At 41.5% G+C, this 16,529-nt stretch carries 12 protein-coding genes; 3 read left to right on the forward strand and 9 right to left on the reverse strand.

Going from position 1 to position 16,529, the window contains the following annotated elements; translation table 11 throughout:
• Positions 1 to 192 precede the first annotated feature (192 nt).
• The 5 genes from ACQ2HE_RS15765 to ACQ2HE_RS15785 form a co-directional block, all read right to left on the reverse strand.
• The gene (locus ACQ2HE_RS15765) at positions 193 to 2,739 is read right to left on the reverse strand and encodes a TonB-dependent receptor domain-containing protein (protein WP_430896903.1); all 2,547 of its coding nucleotides are present in this window, start codon (positions 2,737 to 2,739) and stop codon (positions 193 to 195) included.
• Between the two features lie 24 nt (positions 2,740 to 2,763).
• Positions 2,764 to 3,291, reverse strand: coding sequence for a heavy-metal-associated domain-containing protein (locus ACQ2HE_RS15770; RefSeq protein WP_430896901.1), 528 nt, complete (start codon positions 3,289 to 3,291; stop codon positions 2,764 to 2,766).
• 58 nt (positions 3,292 to 3,349) lie between these two features.
• Entirely contained in the window at positions 3,350 to 3,733 is a 384-nt protein-coding gene (locus ACQ2HE_RS15775; RefSeq protein WP_430896899.1) for an HYC_CC_PP family protein, read from the reverse strand.
• Positions 3,734 to 3,975: 242 nt separating this feature from the next.
• Complete coding sequence (locus ACQ2HE_RS15780; RefSeq protein ID WP_430896897.1) at positions 3,976 to 6,015, reverse strand: putative porin; 2,040 nt, start codon at positions 6,013 to 6,015, stop codon at positions 3,976 to 3,978.
• 71 nt (positions 6,016 to 6,086) lie between these two features.
• Positions 6,087 to 6,905 (reverse strand): purine-nucleoside phosphorylase, encoded by an 819-nt coding sequence (locus ACQ2HE_RS15785; protein WP_430896895.1) that lies wholly within the window; start codon positions 6,903 to 6,905, stop codon positions 6,087 to 6,089.
• A gap of 121 nt (positions 6,906 to 7,026) precedes the next feature.
• On the opposite strand from ACQ2HE_RS15785, the gene ACQ2HE_RS15790 reads away from it, so the two are divergent.
• Together ACQ2HE_RS15790 and lpdA are read left to right on the forward strand one after the other, a co-directional pair.
• On the forward strand, positions 7,027 to 8,955 hold the full coding sequence (locus ACQ2HE_RS15790; RefSeq protein ID WP_430896893.1) for a gliding motility-associated C-terminal domain-containing protein: 1,929 nt from the start codon (positions 7,027 to 7,029) through the stop codon (positions 8,953 to 8,955).
• Positions 8,956 to 9,242: 287 nt separating this feature from the next.
• Positions 9,243 to 10,646: a dihydrolipoyl dehydrogenase gene (gene lpdA / locus ACQ2HE_RS15795; protein ID WP_430896891.1), complete on the forward strand. Its 1,404-nt coding sequence runs from the start codon at positions 9,243 to 9,245 to the stop codon at positions 10,644 to 10,646.
• 78 nt (positions 10,647 to 10,724) lie between these two features.
• Here the strand turns inward: lpdA and ACQ2HE_RS15800 are convergent, their stop codons facing one another.
• Entirely contained in the window at positions 10,725 to 11,981 is a 1,257-nt protein-coding gene (locus ACQ2HE_RS15800; protein WP_430896889.1) for a M43 family zinc metalloprotease, read from the reverse strand.
• Between the two features lie 376 nt (positions 11,982 to 12,357).
• Between ACQ2HE_RS15800 and ACQ2HE_RS15805 the strand changes: the two genes are divergently transcribed.
• The gene (locus ACQ2HE_RS15805; protein ID WP_430896887.1) at positions 12,358 to 13,188 is read left to right on the forward strand and encodes a glutaminyl-peptide cyclotransferase; all 831 of its coding nucleotides are present in this window, start codon (positions 12,358 to 12,360) and stop codon (positions 13,186 to 13,188) included.
• A gap of 37 nt (positions 13,189 to 13,225) precedes the next feature.
• Here ACQ2HE_RS15805 and ACQ2HE_RS15810 read toward each other — a convergent pair whose 3' ends face one another.
• From ACQ2HE_RS15810 to ACQ2HE_RS15820, 3 genes are all read right to left on the reverse strand, one after another.
• Complete coding sequence (locus ACQ2HE_RS15810; RefSeq protein WP_430896886.1) at positions 13,226 to 14,125, reverse strand: class I SAM-dependent methyltransferase; 900 nt, start codon at positions 14,123 to 14,125, stop codon at positions 13,226 to 13,228.
• Between the two features lie 39 nt (positions 14,126 to 14,164).
• Positions 14,165 to 14,773 carry a hypothetical protein gene (locus ACQ2HE_RS15815; RefSeq protein ID WP_430896884.1) on the reverse strand — a complete coding sequence of 203 codons (609 nt, stop codon included), beginning with the start codon at positions 14,771 to 14,773 and terminating at the stop codon, positions 14,165 to 14,167.
• A 63-nt stretch (positions 14,774 to 14,836) separates the two neighbouring features.
• Positions 14,837 to 16,501 carry a TonB-dependent receptor gene (locus ACQ2HE_RS15820; RefSeq protein ID WP_430896882.1) on the reverse strand — a complete coding sequence of 555 codons (1,665 nt, stop codon included), beginning with the start codon at positions 16,499 to 16,501 and terminating at the stop codon, positions 14,837 to 14,839.
• Positions 16,502 to 16,529: the final 28 nt, after the last annotated feature.

Below are 16,529 nucleotides of genomic sequence, written 5' to 3' on the forward strand. Positions count from 1 at the left end.
GGGCTGATAATAAGAATCCCCTCGCAATGGCGAGGGGAGATTAGTAGTTTCAGAGGGATAATATGTTGAGTTGGGGTGTTGGGCGTTAGGCTTTAGGCTTTAGGCTTTGGGCCGTAGTTCCTGATAAACCGGAAAAATTCGCCTCTAAACCACTCATTATTAATTCTTAATTATTCATTCTTAATTATTAATTCACTTGATCTTATATCTGAACCCCGCATAAAACATTCTTCCATACACCGGACCCCAAACCAAGGACGCATCGAAATTGGGGCCAAAGGGGTCGGCTGCACTTAAGACGCTGTTCTTTTGAAAATAGTTGGATAGGTTTTCTCCACCTATATATAAATCGAACGTTTTTTTCTTTCCAATAGCATGTGTTAGCTGCGCATTGAAAATAACATAGGCCGGTGAGCGCTCTTGTGTAGCTTCGGGACTACTGCTATACGGGATCCGTTTCTGCCCTACTCTATTGGCGGTAGCATCGATCTTCCAACGCTTCCATTCATACGCAATGTTGGCGAAGGCTCGGTCTCTGGCCACCAAAGGTTTCTCCAATAATCCACTGTTGTACGTCGTTTTTACATCCACCCAACGATAAGCCAACCGCATTTCCAATTTGGGCAATGGCTCAAATGACAATTCAACTTGCGCACTATGAGAATAAGACTTACCTCTTAACTGATAAAACTGAAGAAGGGTCGGGTTTTCCATATCCACCACAACTTGATCCTTGAATTGGGTGTAATAGTAATCAGCACTGAAACTGGCATTGCGCTGAAACAATTGAAAACTTTGATCAAACGTAAAACCGGTATTCCATGCTTTCTCTTGCTGAAAGGGATATAACCCGTTCGTTAACCAAGTTCTGCTCGATGCCATCGCGCCCATATTTTCTGCAAATACATTGACGGTTCTTCTTCCTGCTCCTGTTGCTACTCTTAACACTGATCCCTTTACCGGTTCATATCGAACATGCAAACGGGGTGTGTAAAATGTTCCGTAAATAGAATGATGATCGGCGCGTATTCCAGCCACAACATTGAACTCATTTAAGTAAGAGTAGGTGTACTCAAAGAATGCACCGGCAATGTTTTCTGTTCTGTTGTAGGGAGTACTTCTGAAGAATTCTTCGAATTTGTCGGAAGAAGCAGAGAGCCCGGTTCTAAACTTATGGTTGGTATTTCCAATTATAGATTGGTAAATCAAATTGGAATAGAGTCCGTTTTGTTTGGCATCGTAACGTGTTTGACCGAAATAACTTCCTTGATTGTGATAGTTGTACGCTACTTGCAAGCCAATACTCTTGTATTTCTTCTCGGGAAATACATATCCTAGTTTACTGAATCCTTCCCAACGAACGGTATTGATTCCAAAACCGTAATGATGTGTAGAGTATTGATCAGTTTTAGGATTGAAATCGGTCATCCCTCCTGTTTTATCATCCCACAAACCTTTCACACCAAATTGTGCCATCCATCCTTTTCCGTTATCGAATTTCCAGCGATTCTGAAATGTAGAAGTATAACCGGTAGGAATATCTCGAAATCCATCTTTATTTGCATCAGCCATGGTATTGTTCATGAAATTATGATGCAAGAGTAAAGCAGTAGACCATTTACCGGAAATTTTATGAGCCAAGTCGAGATTGAAATCGGCTTTCCCCATATCATTCACATAGGCGTTTGCAAAAAGTCGTTCTGCCTTTTCCGGCTTCTTCAATTCTACATTAATTTGTCCTGTAATGCTCTCAAAACCGTTAACAACAGATCCCACACCTTTGCTTATTTGAATCGATTCAACCCAAGGCCCGGGAATAAACCCGAGTCCGGATGCGGTAGCCAATCCACGCGGACCAGGCATGCTTTCTACGGTAAGTTGCGAGTATACTCCACTAAGACCCAGCATTTGAATTTGCTTGGTTCCTGTGATGGCATCGTTGTAGTTTGCCTCTACAGAAGGATTGGTTTCAAAGCTCTCACTTAAGTTGCAACAAGCGGCTTTGAACAGTTCTCGTTCCGATATCACTTGTGTTCGCATGATACTGGCACTGGAACTGTACAAGGAACGTTGACGGGCCGTTACTTCAACTTGCTTCAACATTGTTCCCGACACCACTACCATTTTCAGATCTTTCGCATCTGTAATAACCAAGGTGTCAGATTTTAATCCTGTATAACTGATCACCAATTCTTTTCCAACTCCAAGCATGGGTATTTTAAAAACCCCGTTAGAGTCGGTCAAAACCGTTTCTTTACTTTCGATCCATTGTACCGTTGCTCCTAAGAGCGGAACAAATGCACCTTTACCGGTTTCTTTTAGTACCACCCCTTTAACAATACTTGGTTGATCACCTGCGTGATCATTATGGCCCGATTCGGCTTCACCGTCGTGTGTAGCTTTATCCATATCGCGGTACTTACAGCATTCAGGCAAACTATTGTACATGGTGGTGGTTGCTGTTCTAAGCTTGGTATCGTGACCAACATTGGCAATCCATTGATGTAAATGAATCAGTTTGATTTTAGAAGGATCGTAACTGATTGTGATTTCTTTTGTGTTTTCATCCCATGTTGCAACAGACACGCCTTTTTTCTTCACTGCATTTTCGATTCGGTCTTTACACATATCGCAAAGGCCATTCACCCAAAAATGAACAGTGGAGTCTTTTGCTTGCTGCGCATGCAAATGGAAGAAGAGTATCAGCATAAAGCCGATACTCCCTATTCTTTTTTTCATCCTATAATGTTTAGGAGGTTTGAATTAAGATTTGCAGCAAGATTTGTCTTTGCAGGCGGCCATGTCTTTGCACTTACCGTCTACTTTTTCACATTTGTCGGTGCATTTACCATCGGCGCAACATGAAGCAGTTTTTGCATGATCACCGCACTCTTTGCAATTCTCTTTTGTGCATTTACTGGCGTCATGAGCTTCGTGATTATCGTGCTTGGCATCCGCTTTAGATGCATTGCCGGAACGATCGTAATGGCAGCAAGAAGGCAACTTTTCGTAAGCGGCATCGTTTGCTTTAAAATCGCGGGTATCGTATCCAGCTGCTGCAACAGCTTTCTGGATTTTTTCCGCATTAGTGCTTGCGCTATAAGTTACATTAAGCTTCTTAGTGTTTTTATCCCAAGTGGCGGTTGTTGCACCGGCTGACTTTGCTGCTTTCTCAATGGTGTTTTTGCACATGCCACAATTTCCTGACACAGGAATGGTTTCAGACTTTTGTGCGAAAGAGTTGCTTACGAAGAAGAATGATAATGTGATTACAAAACTTAAGATTTTCATATAAAATGTTTTTAGAATAATAAATAATAGTGAGGCTGTTTCGATTGAACAGTCTCTACTAAATTCTAAAAACATTAATGGAACGATACAGTTTATTTAGCTCCAAATTAGGTGGTGCATGGGATTGATACGTTATAAACTGATCTGCTTGAGGAATGTATTGTTGTGTAAGCGCCGCGTATTTTGGCGCTTCAATAGCAAATGCGTTGAACTCGAATTGAAGTTTTACTAACTGATGTGCATCGTCAACTTTCAAGAATTGGTGTTCTGTTTCGCAACAACCCTTTTTGTCTTTCATCCCACACTTACCACAAACTTTGTTTTCGTAAGCGCCGTAGTCGATGGATGCTAATCGGCCCATGCAATAATGCCAATTCACTACCAATCCACTGGTGATGGTGAGGTACAAAACGGCCAATATGGAAAGCAGGGCTTTTTTCATTTCAAGGCAAAATTAGTACAAATTGGCAGAGTTCAAATGGGTGGGGGTTGATTTTAACAAATAGGAAAAAGAGGAGAAGAGGAAACGAGGAGAAGAGGAACGAGGAGACGGGGAGCGAGGAGCGAGGAAATACAAAGATGGAGGAGGGAGGAAGGAGGAGGCGAGGAAGAAATTTAAAGTATTGAGAACTGATGGTTTAGATTAAGTTTAGTGCAATTTCCTTGGTTAACTTGCTTGGATTATTAGTTCACGAAGCTCCAGAAAACACCTATTTTAATGAGCATTCCGGGGCTTGGGTAACTGCCTAAGAGGATATTGTTTTTGGTGAAAGTGCCCGTGGCGGGGTTCAGCGCATTCAAGTTCTCGAAACGAATATAGAAGGTGAAGCTCCGAATGCGGAAATGAACAAAGCCTGTAACTTCGGGCAAACGCATTTTGATGGTCTCTGTGTTTTGATAGAAAAACTGCCCCAAAACCGGTGAGTAGTTGTTGGCTTTGTAAGCTGTAAAATAACGGAACTCAAGTCCCGCGCTCAAGTTTAAGTTCTTATATCCTAAGTTTCCATCGTATGCAAATTGGTTGCGGGTGCTAATCAAGGGTAAATTCACTTCCGCATTGCCGGCTTTCTGTTGTAAAAGGATCCAAGTTCTCCAATGCCATCCTTTCTTACCCAGTTTGAAGTCTTTCTCCACTCCTGCTTGTAACACGGTAAACAAACCGGTCTCTTGTGCAGCTTCAAAATAGTTTTTGAAATAAGTATAATTATTCAGCAATTGGTATTGTGCAAATAATTTCAATCGTTTCTTTGGACGATCAATTGCAGCATAAAACTTAGTGTGGTTCTCTTTATTGAAGGTTTGAACAGTTGATGACAGATAGAAACTGCTCATGCCTTCGAATGTATAGGAGGGTGTTCTATTCACATTTTCGAATGCAAGTGTTACATAACCAAACTTATCAGAAACCAATCTTTGCAAATTCACTTGAGCATTGTAATCGCCTGAATTAAAGCCACTGAGGTAAAACGCGCCTTTTGCGAAAATGTCCCATTTTTTATTACGCGTTTTATTACGGTACTCGCCGTGCAGCCAAATATTGGTGAACGATTTGGTTACTAAGCCTGTATCGAAATTCCCTTGTAAGGTTTGAAAGCTAGCCCCAACTTTAAAAAACTGCAATGAGTTTTTTGCATCCGGAAATTGATAGATAGAAACATCATTCAATAACTCTTTCCACATATCTCTCCGAAAAACTTTTGTAGTACCCGATGCCACATCAATATTGAACGTATTTTTATAATAAGCGCTGTCGGCAGCTATGTCTGTAAATCTGTAATTATAGGTATTGTATGAAATGGTATGCTCCCAACGCAAACGGGGGTAAAACAATCGAATGGTGGTAGAGTCGTTAACCTCAATTGAATCTTTTTGACCTAAATCGTATTGTTGCCTGAACAAATAGGTAGCATTGGTATAATAGGACCCGGTTGGAATATTTGTTGTAAAAAAATTACGAGCACCGGAACTTGTTGCTCCAATTTTAGTAGGAATCACAAAACGATTGTCGAGATAAGAACTACTGTCTAAATAGTTTTCATCTGTTTTAATACCACCGTTCTCCCCTACCATCAACTTATTCCCTAAGAGTACTAAAAAGTTTTGATAGCGTTTATTGGGCGATTGATACCAAGAAGTGAACCGATAGTTGTTATGATTTGAATTCTGATTTTGAAAGGTTCCCGGTGAATTGATCAGTCGATATTGAAAAGCAGCATTCCAATTGGGCTTGATATTCTGAGTATGCAAAATACCAATCATTTGTTCAGATACACTTCCCAGTAAGTAATTTAATTCAGTGTAGGGGCGTGTGGTATTATAAAACCTTGTTTGATCAAGCGTAAAATTATATACATCGAAAGAATGAAAACCATGATCCCATCCAGCTTTGTACAAGGGGCTAAAAAACCGTTCTTCGGTTGCAGTACCAGAGTTGCCCAAATTGACCTGTGTCCATTTTTGAGGAACTCTTCGTGTAAAATCGATGATACTGGAATCAAAAACCGTCATTTTGCTGGAATCGAAATATCGGAATTTGATGGTTATCGAATCTTCCATTCCTGTGCGGTGTTGCAAACTATCTGCCTTACCGGAGGTAGCCCCTCTTCCAAAATTCCCTACTCTGCCTGCGGCTCCTTGCAATCCTCTTATTTGAGCAAAAGAATGCAGCGGCAAAGAAGCCACTGCAAAAAAGAATATTCCAATAAGTACGTGAATGTTCTTCAATAGAATCTTTTTGCAAAAATCAAAAATACGCATTCAGCCGCTGGCTTGGGTTTATAAGTTCGTTAAATCAATTATAAGGATGCAACGATCCCCTTAAAAATAGTGGCCAATTTAGGTTCAGCGGCCTTCGCTGCAATCAAAACTTCTTCGTGTGTAATTTTTTCATGATCGCCCAATCCCATGTCCGTAATTACACTCATCGCAAAAACTGGCAATCCCATGTGTGCAGCTACAATCGTTTCTTGTACCGTGCTCATGCCCACTGCATCAGCGCCTAACTTGTGGATCATTCGGTATTCAGCTTTTGTTTCAAAAGTTGGGCCTGTTACAACAAAATAGATCCCTTCTTTCACACTAATATTGTTTGAAACAGCTACGGTTTTTGCAATGTTTATTAATTTGTGGCTATAGGGCTCGGTCATATCGGGAAAACGAGGCCCCATGCTTTCTTCATTTTTACCAATTAAAGGGTTTGCGGTACCAAAACTAATATGATCGTTAATGATCATGATATCACCTACTCTAAAATCAGGATTTACACCACCTGCCGCATTCGATAGTAGGAGTGTTTGAATTCCCAAAAACTTCATTACTCGAATGGGATACGTAACTGCCTGACTTGTGTACCCTTCGTAAAAGTGAAAGCGTCCGGCCATGGCCACAACTTTCTTTCCTTCTAAGATTCCAAAAATCAACTTGCCTTTATGCCCTTCTACTGTTGAAACAGGGAAATGTGGAATGTCCTTGTAATCAATCTCAGCTTCAATATCTATTTCATTTGCAAAATTACCTAGTCCACTTCCCAACACTATTCCGGCAACGGGCGTATGAGGGTAAATACCTTTAATAAAGGCGGTTGTTTCCTGAAGTTGAGCTGTTAAGGTTGACATATACAAAACTTATAATGAAAAAGATACGTATTGTTAAATAAGTGGGCAAAGATAAGGAAACCTAACCGCTGTTAGGTGCCAAATGGTTATTTTTGAAATGTCGAATTACGGAGTGTAACTAATGAAAACAGCGCCTTTCCTGTTCATACTGCTATTGATAGCCGGAGTTTCTGCGAATGCACAATTGTGTTCAGGAAGTTTGGGTGATCCGGTTGTACATATCACTTTTGGAGCCGGTTCCGGTGCGGGCCCTGCCTTACCTCCCGGTGTTACTACCTATGCATATACTCCTTCCTCTTGTCCAAATGATGGACAATACAGTCTTCAGAACTTATCGTTTGCTTGTTTTGGACAATCGTGGCATACCCTTGCCGGTGATCACACACCCAATGATGCAAACGGATATTATATGTTAGTGAATGCCTCTGCTACACCGGGCGATTTTTACGTAGATACCATTCGCGGGCTTTGCCCAAATACCAACTATGAATTTGCAGCTTGGGTTAAAAATGTACTAAAACCGGAGGCATGCGGAAGCAATGGCATTCGTCCGAATCTCACTTTTAGTGTGGAGACCGTTACAGGAACGGTACTCACCACGGTTAACTCGGGAGATCTTCCAGCAGAAAACCCGGCATTTTGGCGACAATACGGCGCATTTTTCGTTTCCCCGCCCGGCACACCTGAAGTTGTAATTCGGTTACGCAACAATGCGCCCGGTGGTTGTGGAAATGATTTAGCCCTAGATGATATCACATTTAGACCCTGCGGAGCAAAAATCACAGCAACAGTTGCAGCTGCAGACACGAGCTTTATAGTGGCCTGTAAAAGTGCCAATAAGTCCTATGTCTTGAAAGCCGATGTTACTCCGGGAGTGTATGCAAATCCAAATTATCAATGGCAAATTAGTATGAATGGTGGCACTACTTGGACCGATATTCCCAGTGCCAATTCGAATCAATATTTGCGCCCCCCGAGCGATATTGGTCAATATACTTATAGAATGTTGGTGGCCGACGGCCCCAATTTGAACAATATATCGTGCCGATTGGCATCGAACGATATCACCGTTGTAGTATCACAGCCCGATGCTCAAGTTACCAATTATGTATTCGGATGTTATGGTTCTACAATAGGTTTGTATGCGGCTGGAGGAAGTTTTTATAGTTGGACCGGTCCTTCAGGATTTACATCCAACGTACAAGGACCGGAATTAAAAAACGTACAGTTTACCAATACGGGTTGGTATAAAGTAAAAGTTACTGACTATAATGGGTGTGCTGATGAGGATTCTACGAACCTTATCATTTACCCTGCCGCTCATGTTACAGTGGGTCCCACTCAGTCAGTTTGCGAAGGCGGATCCGTTCAATTGCGGGCTTCGGGGGGAACGAGGTATAGTTGGTCGCCGGCGGCCACCCTAAGCAATGATACCATTCCCAATCCCATTGCAAAACCCAACGATACTACCGTTTATAAGCTCATTATATTTAACGAATATGGTTGTTTTGATACAGCAAGTGTTCGCGTAAATATCTGGCGTAAACCCATTGCAGATGCAGGACCTGACCGCAAAACCCGTATAGGTTTTCCGGCTACCATTACCGGAAAAATTGCCGGTAATGATATTCGCTATTTCTGGACGCCCTTGCAAAACATCGATCAACCCGATCGTTTGGTTACAAAAGTGAATCCGCCTCAAAGTCAATTCTATTACCTACATGCGGTTTCTAATTTAGGGTGTGGTGAAGATATCGATACTGTTTTTGTGAAAGTATACGACAAAGTACTGATCCCAAATATCTTCTCCCCCAATGGGGATGGCATCAACGATACCTGGGTCATAGAACCACTTGAATTCTTCCCTGAATCGGTGACCCAGGTGATGAACCGTTATGGGCAAGTGGTATACACCAGTTCGGGATACCCCAAACCTTGGGATGGCACGAGCAACGGAAAGCCGCTTCCTGTGGGCGTTTACTACTACGTTATTGATTTACGGACAAACAATGAGCCTAAACTTACCGGATCGGTGACGATTATTAGGTAGGGAATTAGGCTTTGGGCGTTAGGCGTTAGGCATTAGGCTTTGGGCTTTAGGTGTTGGGCGTTAGGTTTTAAGTGATGGGGTTTAATGAAAATGGACTGCTCGCTCCACATGATTTTTGCATTGATGTATGCCGATCAGAATTGCCAACAGAATTCCCCTTCAATTCATTAACAATCAAGCGAAAAGACCGCTGGACGGGTCTGCCTAACTTGTTTTGACAATTTACCCATTCTGTGTTAGCTTCGCAGCTGCAATTTTTGCGCAAAAAATTAAAATTCATTCGAACTATGGCCTACGATGTAGTTGTATTGGGCAGTGGCCCCGGCGGATATGTAGCAGCGATCCGTGCGTCTCAACTCGGTTTCAAAGTTGCTATTATTGAAAAAGAAAGCCTGGGTGGAATTTGCCTTAACTGGGGTTGTATTCCTACCAAAGCATTGTTGAAGAGTGCGCAGGTTTTTGAATATATTAAACACGCGAAAGAGTATGGTATTGAAGCGAGTGGACAGCCTCAGTTTGAGTCTGTAGTGAAGCGCAGTCGTGGTGTTGCCGATAAAATGAGCAAAGGTGTTCAGTTTTTGATGAAGAAAAATAAAATCGATGTGATCATGGGTTTTGGCAAGATCAAAACCAAGGGTCAAATTGAAGTTACAAAAGCCGACGGAACCAAAGAAGTGGTTGAAGGTAAACATATCATCATTGCAACAGGTGCACGTGCGCGTCAACTTCCTGCGATGCCTATCGACGGAAAGAAGATCATTGGTTACCGTGAAGCAATGGTAATGCCACAACAACCAAAGTCGATGATCGTGGTTGGAAGCGGTGCAATTGGAGTTGAGTTTGCATATTTCTACAACAGTATGGGTACAAAAGTTACCATTGTTGAATTCATGCCGCGCATTGTTCCGGTAGAAGATGAAGACATCTCTAAAGAATTGGAGAAGACCTATAAGAAATACGGTATCGACATCATGACCAATGCAGAAGTAACTGCTGTAGATACTTCGGGTACAGGAGTAAAAGCCACTGTTAAAACAGCTAACGGTAATGTTACTCTTGAGGCTGATGTGTTGTTGAGCGCTGCGGGTGTTGTTGCCAACATCGAAGGAATTGGATTAGAAGAAAACGGTATCAAAACTGAAAAAGGTCGCTTAGTAGTAGACAAATACTATCAAACAAATATTCCGGGCATCTATGCCATTGGTGATTGCGCTCCGGGACAAGCTCTTGCGCACGTTGCTAGCAAAGAAGCCATCATTTGCGTAGAAGCAATTGGATACAACGAGAAAAAATACCACCATGCTCCTGAGGCATTGGATTATGGCAATGTTCCGGGTTGTACTTATTGTGTGCCTGAGATTGCTTCAGTAGGTTTCACTGAAAAGCAAGCAAAAGAAGCGGGATATGAAATTAAAGTAGGTAAATTCCCTTTAAGTGCTTCGGGTAAAGCTTCTGCTGCCGGACATACAGAAGGTTTCGTGAAAGTAATTTTCGATGCGAAATACGGTGAGTGGTTGGGTACTCACATGATTGGTTACAATGTAACTGAAATCATTGCTCAAACTGTAACCGCTCGCAAGTTAGAAACTACTTACCATGAAGTATTGAATAGCATTCATCCGCACCCAACAATCAGTGAAAGTGTGAAAGATGCTATTGAAGTTGCATACGGCGAAGCCATTCACTTATAATCGTTCATCGTTGAACATAACAATAAGGGGGATAGTAACACTATCCCCCTTTATTATTCCACAAATAAAAAGCCGGTTTTAATTCACCACAAACTTGTAAGAATTGGGCTGTTTGGCAAACTTGATCACATACATACCTGGTTTGGTAGCCACCAAATTTACAGCAGTAATCTGCGATCGAATAGTTACCTGCTGTACCAATTGCCCCATGGTGTTGTAAATAGAAGCAATAGTTCCAGAAGAAAAATCAATCCCACTTACCTCAATGGTTAGTTGCGATTTGGTTGGATTAGGATAAAGCTTTACAGAAGTACTTAAACTAACTGTTTGAATCGGTTCTACGGTCGTTGATCCAGACAATGCAGATGTTTGCAACATTTTGTTTCTCAAACCTCCTTCTGCAAACAAGGCTCTCATCTTTGTACGCTGACCAATGGTGAACATATTGGTACAAGCATCGTAGGTTAAGTCCATGTAATTATTGTACATAATGGCATTGGTTACACCATTACAAGTGTTGGTTACAGTTCCTGATGCACAACCTCTGGTAGCTGCTGATTGCTGAGGCGTATCGTCTACTTCGTCGGTACCACAATAATAATCTCCCCAAATATGTTTCAATCCCAACCAATGCCCTACTTCATGCACGGCTGTTCTTCCTTTGTTGGTTGGAGAAGCCGCTGAGCCCCCTACACCAAAAGCCGAAATATTGAGTACAATCCCATCTTTCAATTTATCGCCACCCAACACACTTGAATATCCATTCACACCGCCAACCAAGTTTCCAACCCAAATATTCAAATAGTGCTCACTGTCCCAGCCGTCTTCACCACCTTGGCTACTAAACTTAATCTTATCATCCATTCCGAAAGTAGCATTAGATGTTTTTTTGCGAGTGATGCCTGAAGTAGCATACCCTTTTGGAGTGGTAGATGCGAGTTCGAATTCAATATAAGTGTCTGCTACTAAGGATTTAAACATGGCTTGAACCATTCCGGTATCGGCATGCTGATGTCTGAATGCCTGATTCAACGCTACAATCTGTGATTTGATCTGATCGTCGGAAATGTTCTGTGCGTCGGTATTGTACAATACGTGCACTACCACCGGAATCTTAATAATAGAAAGAGCTGCGTTCGAAACGCTGCCATTGGTGGTTGTTTGATCCAATGCTATGGATGTTGCGGTTCCCCGAGCGTAGGTTGCTTTACCCACCAAGGAGGGATCCGCTTTTATTGCTATTTGATAATACTCCGCAGTGGCACAGGAAGTTTGAGCCAATAGCCCGGTTGCCTTCAATACCGATACGAAGATTAATAAACAAACTTGTTTCATTGTAACTGCTTCTTTTTGTGGCGGTTACATAGGTGTGGTTTGTTTCTTCAACAGGAATGGATGAATCGGAATGATTCACGGGACAGCATAGGAACATGTGTTCCAAAGTGGATTGAATGGTGGTTAAACAGATTTTTGGACAATAAGAGGTAATGCTGTGAAATACAGTTCTAAAGGGGAAATACGAATGTGGGGACTTATAGATGAGCCGCCAATGTATAGGGTGAGATCAAAATAGGGCGGTGTTCAGACGATAAGCGAGCATAAAACAATAAAAAAAAGCTAGTAAATCAAAATATCTTCACTAAAATTTATCCATAATTTGCTTTTGAAGCCGTTGAAATAGATTTAACTTTGATTTTCAATCACTTACAAAATGATTAAACCGTTCATTTTCAGTAGCTTGGTACTCGCAACGCTAGCGGGTTGCAACGAAACACCCGGAACACCCGGAACACCCGCTTCACCTGAAACGCCGGCTATTGCTTCCAATTATGCCCCTGTGATCAGTTATAGTATTGTTGCCAGACATCCCCATGATACCGCCTATTTCACAGAAGGATTAGAATTTCATGAAAATCAATTATTTGAAAGCTCCGGCGGCAATATGGACAGCAGCCCCTACCCTTCAGCATTCGGAATCGTTGACCGGAAAACCGGAAAAGTGACTACCAAGGTTAGCATCGACAAATCAAAGTATTTTGGAGAAGGCATTACTTTCTTTAACGGCAAACTCTATCAACTCACCTGGACCTCTAAAACCGGTTTCGTATACGACGCTAAGACCTTCAAACAATTAAAAACATTCGAAATTCCCAGTCAACAAGGTTGGGGACTCACACACGATTCTACGCACCTAATTATGAGTGATGGTTCGAATACGCTTTTGTTTTTGAATCCGGAAACGCTTCAGGTTGCCTACACTGTATCAGTAACCGATAATTCAGAACCAATAGGAAACATCAATGAGTTGGAATATGTGGATGGCTATATTTATGCGAACAGATGGCAAACTCCTTTCATCTTAAAAATTGAAGCCAAAACAGGAAAAGTAGTTGGTAAACTTGACCTCACTGCTTTGATAAACGAAATTTATCCAAATGGTGAAGATGAATTTGAATTGAACGGAATAGCGCGTGACCCGCAAACGGGAAATTTCTTGGTTACCGGAAAAAAATGGCCAACCGCTTTCGAAATCAAGTTTTAATAATATTGAATTTCAATGCTTAAAAAGCAGCGTCAGTTTAATGATTTTGAATCAAATATATTTGTGAACTACAGGTGTTTTTCTTTTTGAAAGCATGGTAGTTCGATAGAAGTCCCACCCAGCCTCCTTTCAAGAGGCTGCTTTTTTTGAATTGATATTTTTCGCTCAACAAACTCACGTAAAAACTATCGAACCACATTGGTTTGATATCTTTTACTATCATTTGAAAACGCTTGGTCAACTCCTTCATTGATTCGGGAGAAAAATGATACAAGTGACGCGGCACATCATAGGCCGCCCAATATTCACCATAGTGGCCTGCATCAAAAGAAGTATAATTGGGAACCGCAACTAACAACCATCCACCGGGAGCAAGTAATTTTTTGATCTGAGCTAAATATGCATCCAAGTCGTGCACATGTTCCAATACATGCCACATCGTAATAATGTCAAAAGAACCTGCCGGCAACTGAAATAATTCTCCTGATTCCAGTAGTTGAATCTTATTAGTGGCAGCAGCAATGCTTCTGGCTGATGCATCTGGTTCCAAACCGGTAACACGCCAACCTTTGATTTTCATATGGGCCGCAAATGCTCCGGTGCCGGAGCCAATATCGAGCAAAGTACCGGTCGACTTCTTAGATGTTGCTTCAATCAATTTCGCCTTCTGATTGAGCGTAATGCTTCTAACTCTATGATACAGCTTATTGACCAACCCTTTGTTGGTATTGGTGTGAGAAATGTAGCTATCAGATTGGTAGTAGGGTCCAATGGCGGCTGCATCAGGAACATCTTGAGTGAAACGCAACTGACAGTTGGCGCACTCGTAAATTTCAAACACCTCTCCGGAAACTGTATAATCTTTAGCTTTTAGGGCCAATGACAGATTGGTTGCTGCACAAGCAGGACAAGAAATATAATGAATGCGATTGCTCATAGAATGCAAAGAAACATAAATAAGGGGAAATAACAGGGCTTAGTATCGGATACCCGTTGGACTTGGGTTACCGGTTGGATTGAACAGATGCCATAGTAAGAAAACGAGTGCAATCAAGGCCAATATCCAAGCAATCCGTTGCCAATTGACTTCTTTACTATCACTATCAGATGGAGGCATGTTCATGATCTCCTCTGTGGTGTATTCTTTAGAGGTATTACCAACAAGTACGGTATGTGTTGCATTGCTTTGAATGATCCGTTCTGCAACAACCGGGCGTAAGAAAGGCACTAAATTGAAAGCCGGTTTGAATTGAATATCTCCGGATTCATCTTTGGTGAACGATCCTAATCCTTCCACCGTATGTCCTATTTGAGGTTTGATATTAGCCCTCAGCTCATACGCCCATTCGTTGTACCATTTCATCACTTCAAAGTCGGCCAAATTAGAGTGAGCTGCCAGGAAAGAAAAAAAGTCCTTATCCGGCGAATCGAAATATTTATCGAACCGTAAATGATAGCTTGGTGGAAGTATTTGTTTGTTCACAAAATCGGTCTGAGCAGGTACGCGTTCTACTACAATGCTGCCAATACCCGGTATGGGCAATTGTTGTTTTTGACGCAGGTATTGTAATAGAAGTGCTATCATAATCTTCTGCGAAACAACACAAAATTACAGGAACCGAAAAAAGAAGTTATCCCAGCTTTTAGGTTACTTTTTCACAGGCTTTTGATTGAAGGAGTAGGTAATACCACCCAGGAAGTTGAATCCATAGGCTTCGTACTGATTCCATCGCTCGTATTTGTTGTTAAATACGTTATTGAACTGCACCCAAAGATTAAAGTTTTTAGTGATTCTAAATTCTGAACCCAAATTCAAATCAACCGCACCGTCGCCTTTGAATGAATCACCATTGGCGGCTCTATATCTTGCTCCGTTGAACATAAAAACATCTGTTTTCAACCATAGGTCCTTCATCAGTTGCCATCTTAAATTGGTATTGAATTCAATTGGCAACATCCCCCATGCGTTCGCTTCTTTTTGCAGCTTGGTAAACTGGTTAAAATTCAAACTAGAAGTAACGGAGAACTGTTCCCCACGGGTGTAGCCAACTTCTCCATGCAATTGAAGTACTTCCATTTTCGATTCATAACGAACCACAAAAGTTTTACCGTCAACGGCATCATTTACAAACAAAGGCATATTTCGGTATTGTTGGAAGCCAACTTTCGCTGAATACGTAAAGTTTTTGATTGTCCCTTTGAATCCGGCATAGCGTTCCTGTACGCGGGTGTTTAGGAGTGAATCGGGCTGGGCTAGCCAAGGATTTATTCCATAAAAACGTTGATAAGATCCTTTGTTGTAATATCCAATCCAACCTAGTTGAAACACAAAACGTTGATCGGTGGTACTGAAATCGGCCATTACATTAGGCAACATAGTAAACACTTTGTTGTCCCAAGAGGGACGAATGCCGGCATGAACAAAAACATTAGGCGTTTTGAAAATTACAGCCGGTGAAATATAAAATAAGTTATTCTGAACTGTGGTTTTGCCTGAAACGGTTTTCTTGGTGTAGCTGGTTAAATCGGCAGTAGCACCTAAATCGAAAGCGAAAGACTGACCGAAGGTCTTTTCTAATGGAAGATCTAACACCGTATTGCTTTCGTTCGCCTTTAAACTGTGCTGATCATTGAAAACATTTACAGATAAAGAAGGACGGTAATTCAAACCATATTCAGTAGGAATCGTGTTTCTAAATACAACTTTTCCTGAAATGGTTTGAAAGCGTTGCTTCAATTGGTCTTTAGTGAACACCAAGGTAGTGGGTCGATATCCATATAAGTAATAGTTATCGCTGGCAAAGCCCAGATTACCGGACCACTCTCTGTGTTTCAGATTCATGTAAGAAGCTTCGGCGCCAACACTGGTTAAACTGTGTTTCTGAAATGGGAGGCTTCCTTTTGAATTGTAGTGCTGAGCAAATAAATTGTAATTCGAACGCACCCCATCTCCAAAGCTAAAGCCTGCTTTTACGAAAGGCAGGTGCACATTCCCCACTCCTACTTTAATAAAATTACTAGATTCCCATTTATTGGAAGTATCTACAGCCAACGCCACCGGCTTTAGTTCTGCAGGTTGATAATTGAATGATAATTGCTGATTGGGAACTGAATATTTTAAGGCAGTTTTATTACTATCTGTTTGAGGTGGTGCCGCATTGAAATTAATTTTTGCCGCCTCTCTCAAAACAGGTTTAAAAGTAGAGGTAATGTCAATGCTTTTCTTTTTGGAAGTATCTTGCGCGTGAACACTTATAATAGCTCCGCAAAGCATTAAACTAACGAGTAAGGTTGACTTTATTGAATAGTTCATACTGATAATTCTAAGGTTCTACAATGGT

It is taken from the genome of Endoryza foliicola, from assembly GCF_050589245.1.
Taxonomy (GTDB): domain Bacteria; phylum Bacteroidota; class Bacteroidia; order Chitinophagales; family Chitinophagaceae; genus Endoryza; species Endoryza foliicola.

Bases quoted from the DNA above. Each gene is read 5' to 3' on its own strand.
- ACQ2HE_RS15765 (WP_430896903.1), bottom strand. From the start codon at position 2,739: ATGAAAAAAAGAATAGGGAGTATCGGCTTTATGCTGATACTCTTCTTC.
- ACQ2HE_RS15770 (WP_430896901.1), bottom strand. From the start codon at position 3,291: ATGAAAATCTTAAGTTTTGTAATCACATTATCATTCTTCTTCGTAAGC.
- ACQ2HE_RS15775 (WP_430896899.1), bottom strand. From the start codon at position 3,733: ATGAAAAAAGCCCTGCTTTCCATATTGGCCGTTTTGTACCTCACCATC.
- ACQ2HE_RS15785 (WP_430896895.1), bottom strand. From the start codon at position 6,905: ATGTCAACCTTAACAGCTCAACTTCAGGAAACAACCGCCTTTATTAAA.
- ACQ2HE_RS15790 (WP_430896893.1), top strand. From the start codon at position 7,027: ATGAAAACAGCGCCTTTCCTGTTCATACTGCTATTGATAGCCGGAGTT.
- lpdA (WP_430896891.1), top strand. From the start codon at position 9,243: ATGGCCTACGATGTAGTTGTATTGGGCAGTGGCCCCGGCGGATATGTA.
- ACQ2HE_RS15800 (WP_430896889.1), bottom strand. From the start codon at position 11,981: ATGAAACAAGTTTGTTTATTAATCTTCGTATCGGTATTGAAGGCAACC.
- ACQ2HE_RS15805 (WP_430896887.1), top strand. From the start codon at position 12,358: ATGATTAAACCGTTCATTTTCAGTAGCTTGGTACTCGCAACGCTAGCG.
- ACQ2HE_RS15810 (WP_430896886.1), bottom strand. From the start codon at position 14,125: ATGAGCAATCGCATTCATTATATTTCTTGTCCTGCTTGTGCAGCAACC.
- ACQ2HE_RS15815 (WP_430896884.1), bottom strand. From the start codon at position 14,773: ATGATAGCACTTCTATTACAATACCTGCGTCAAAAACAACAATTGCCC.
- ACQ2HE_RS15820 (WP_430896882.1), bottom strand. From the start codon at position 16,501: ATGAACTATTCAATAAAGTCAACCTTACTCGTTAGTTTAATGCTTTGC.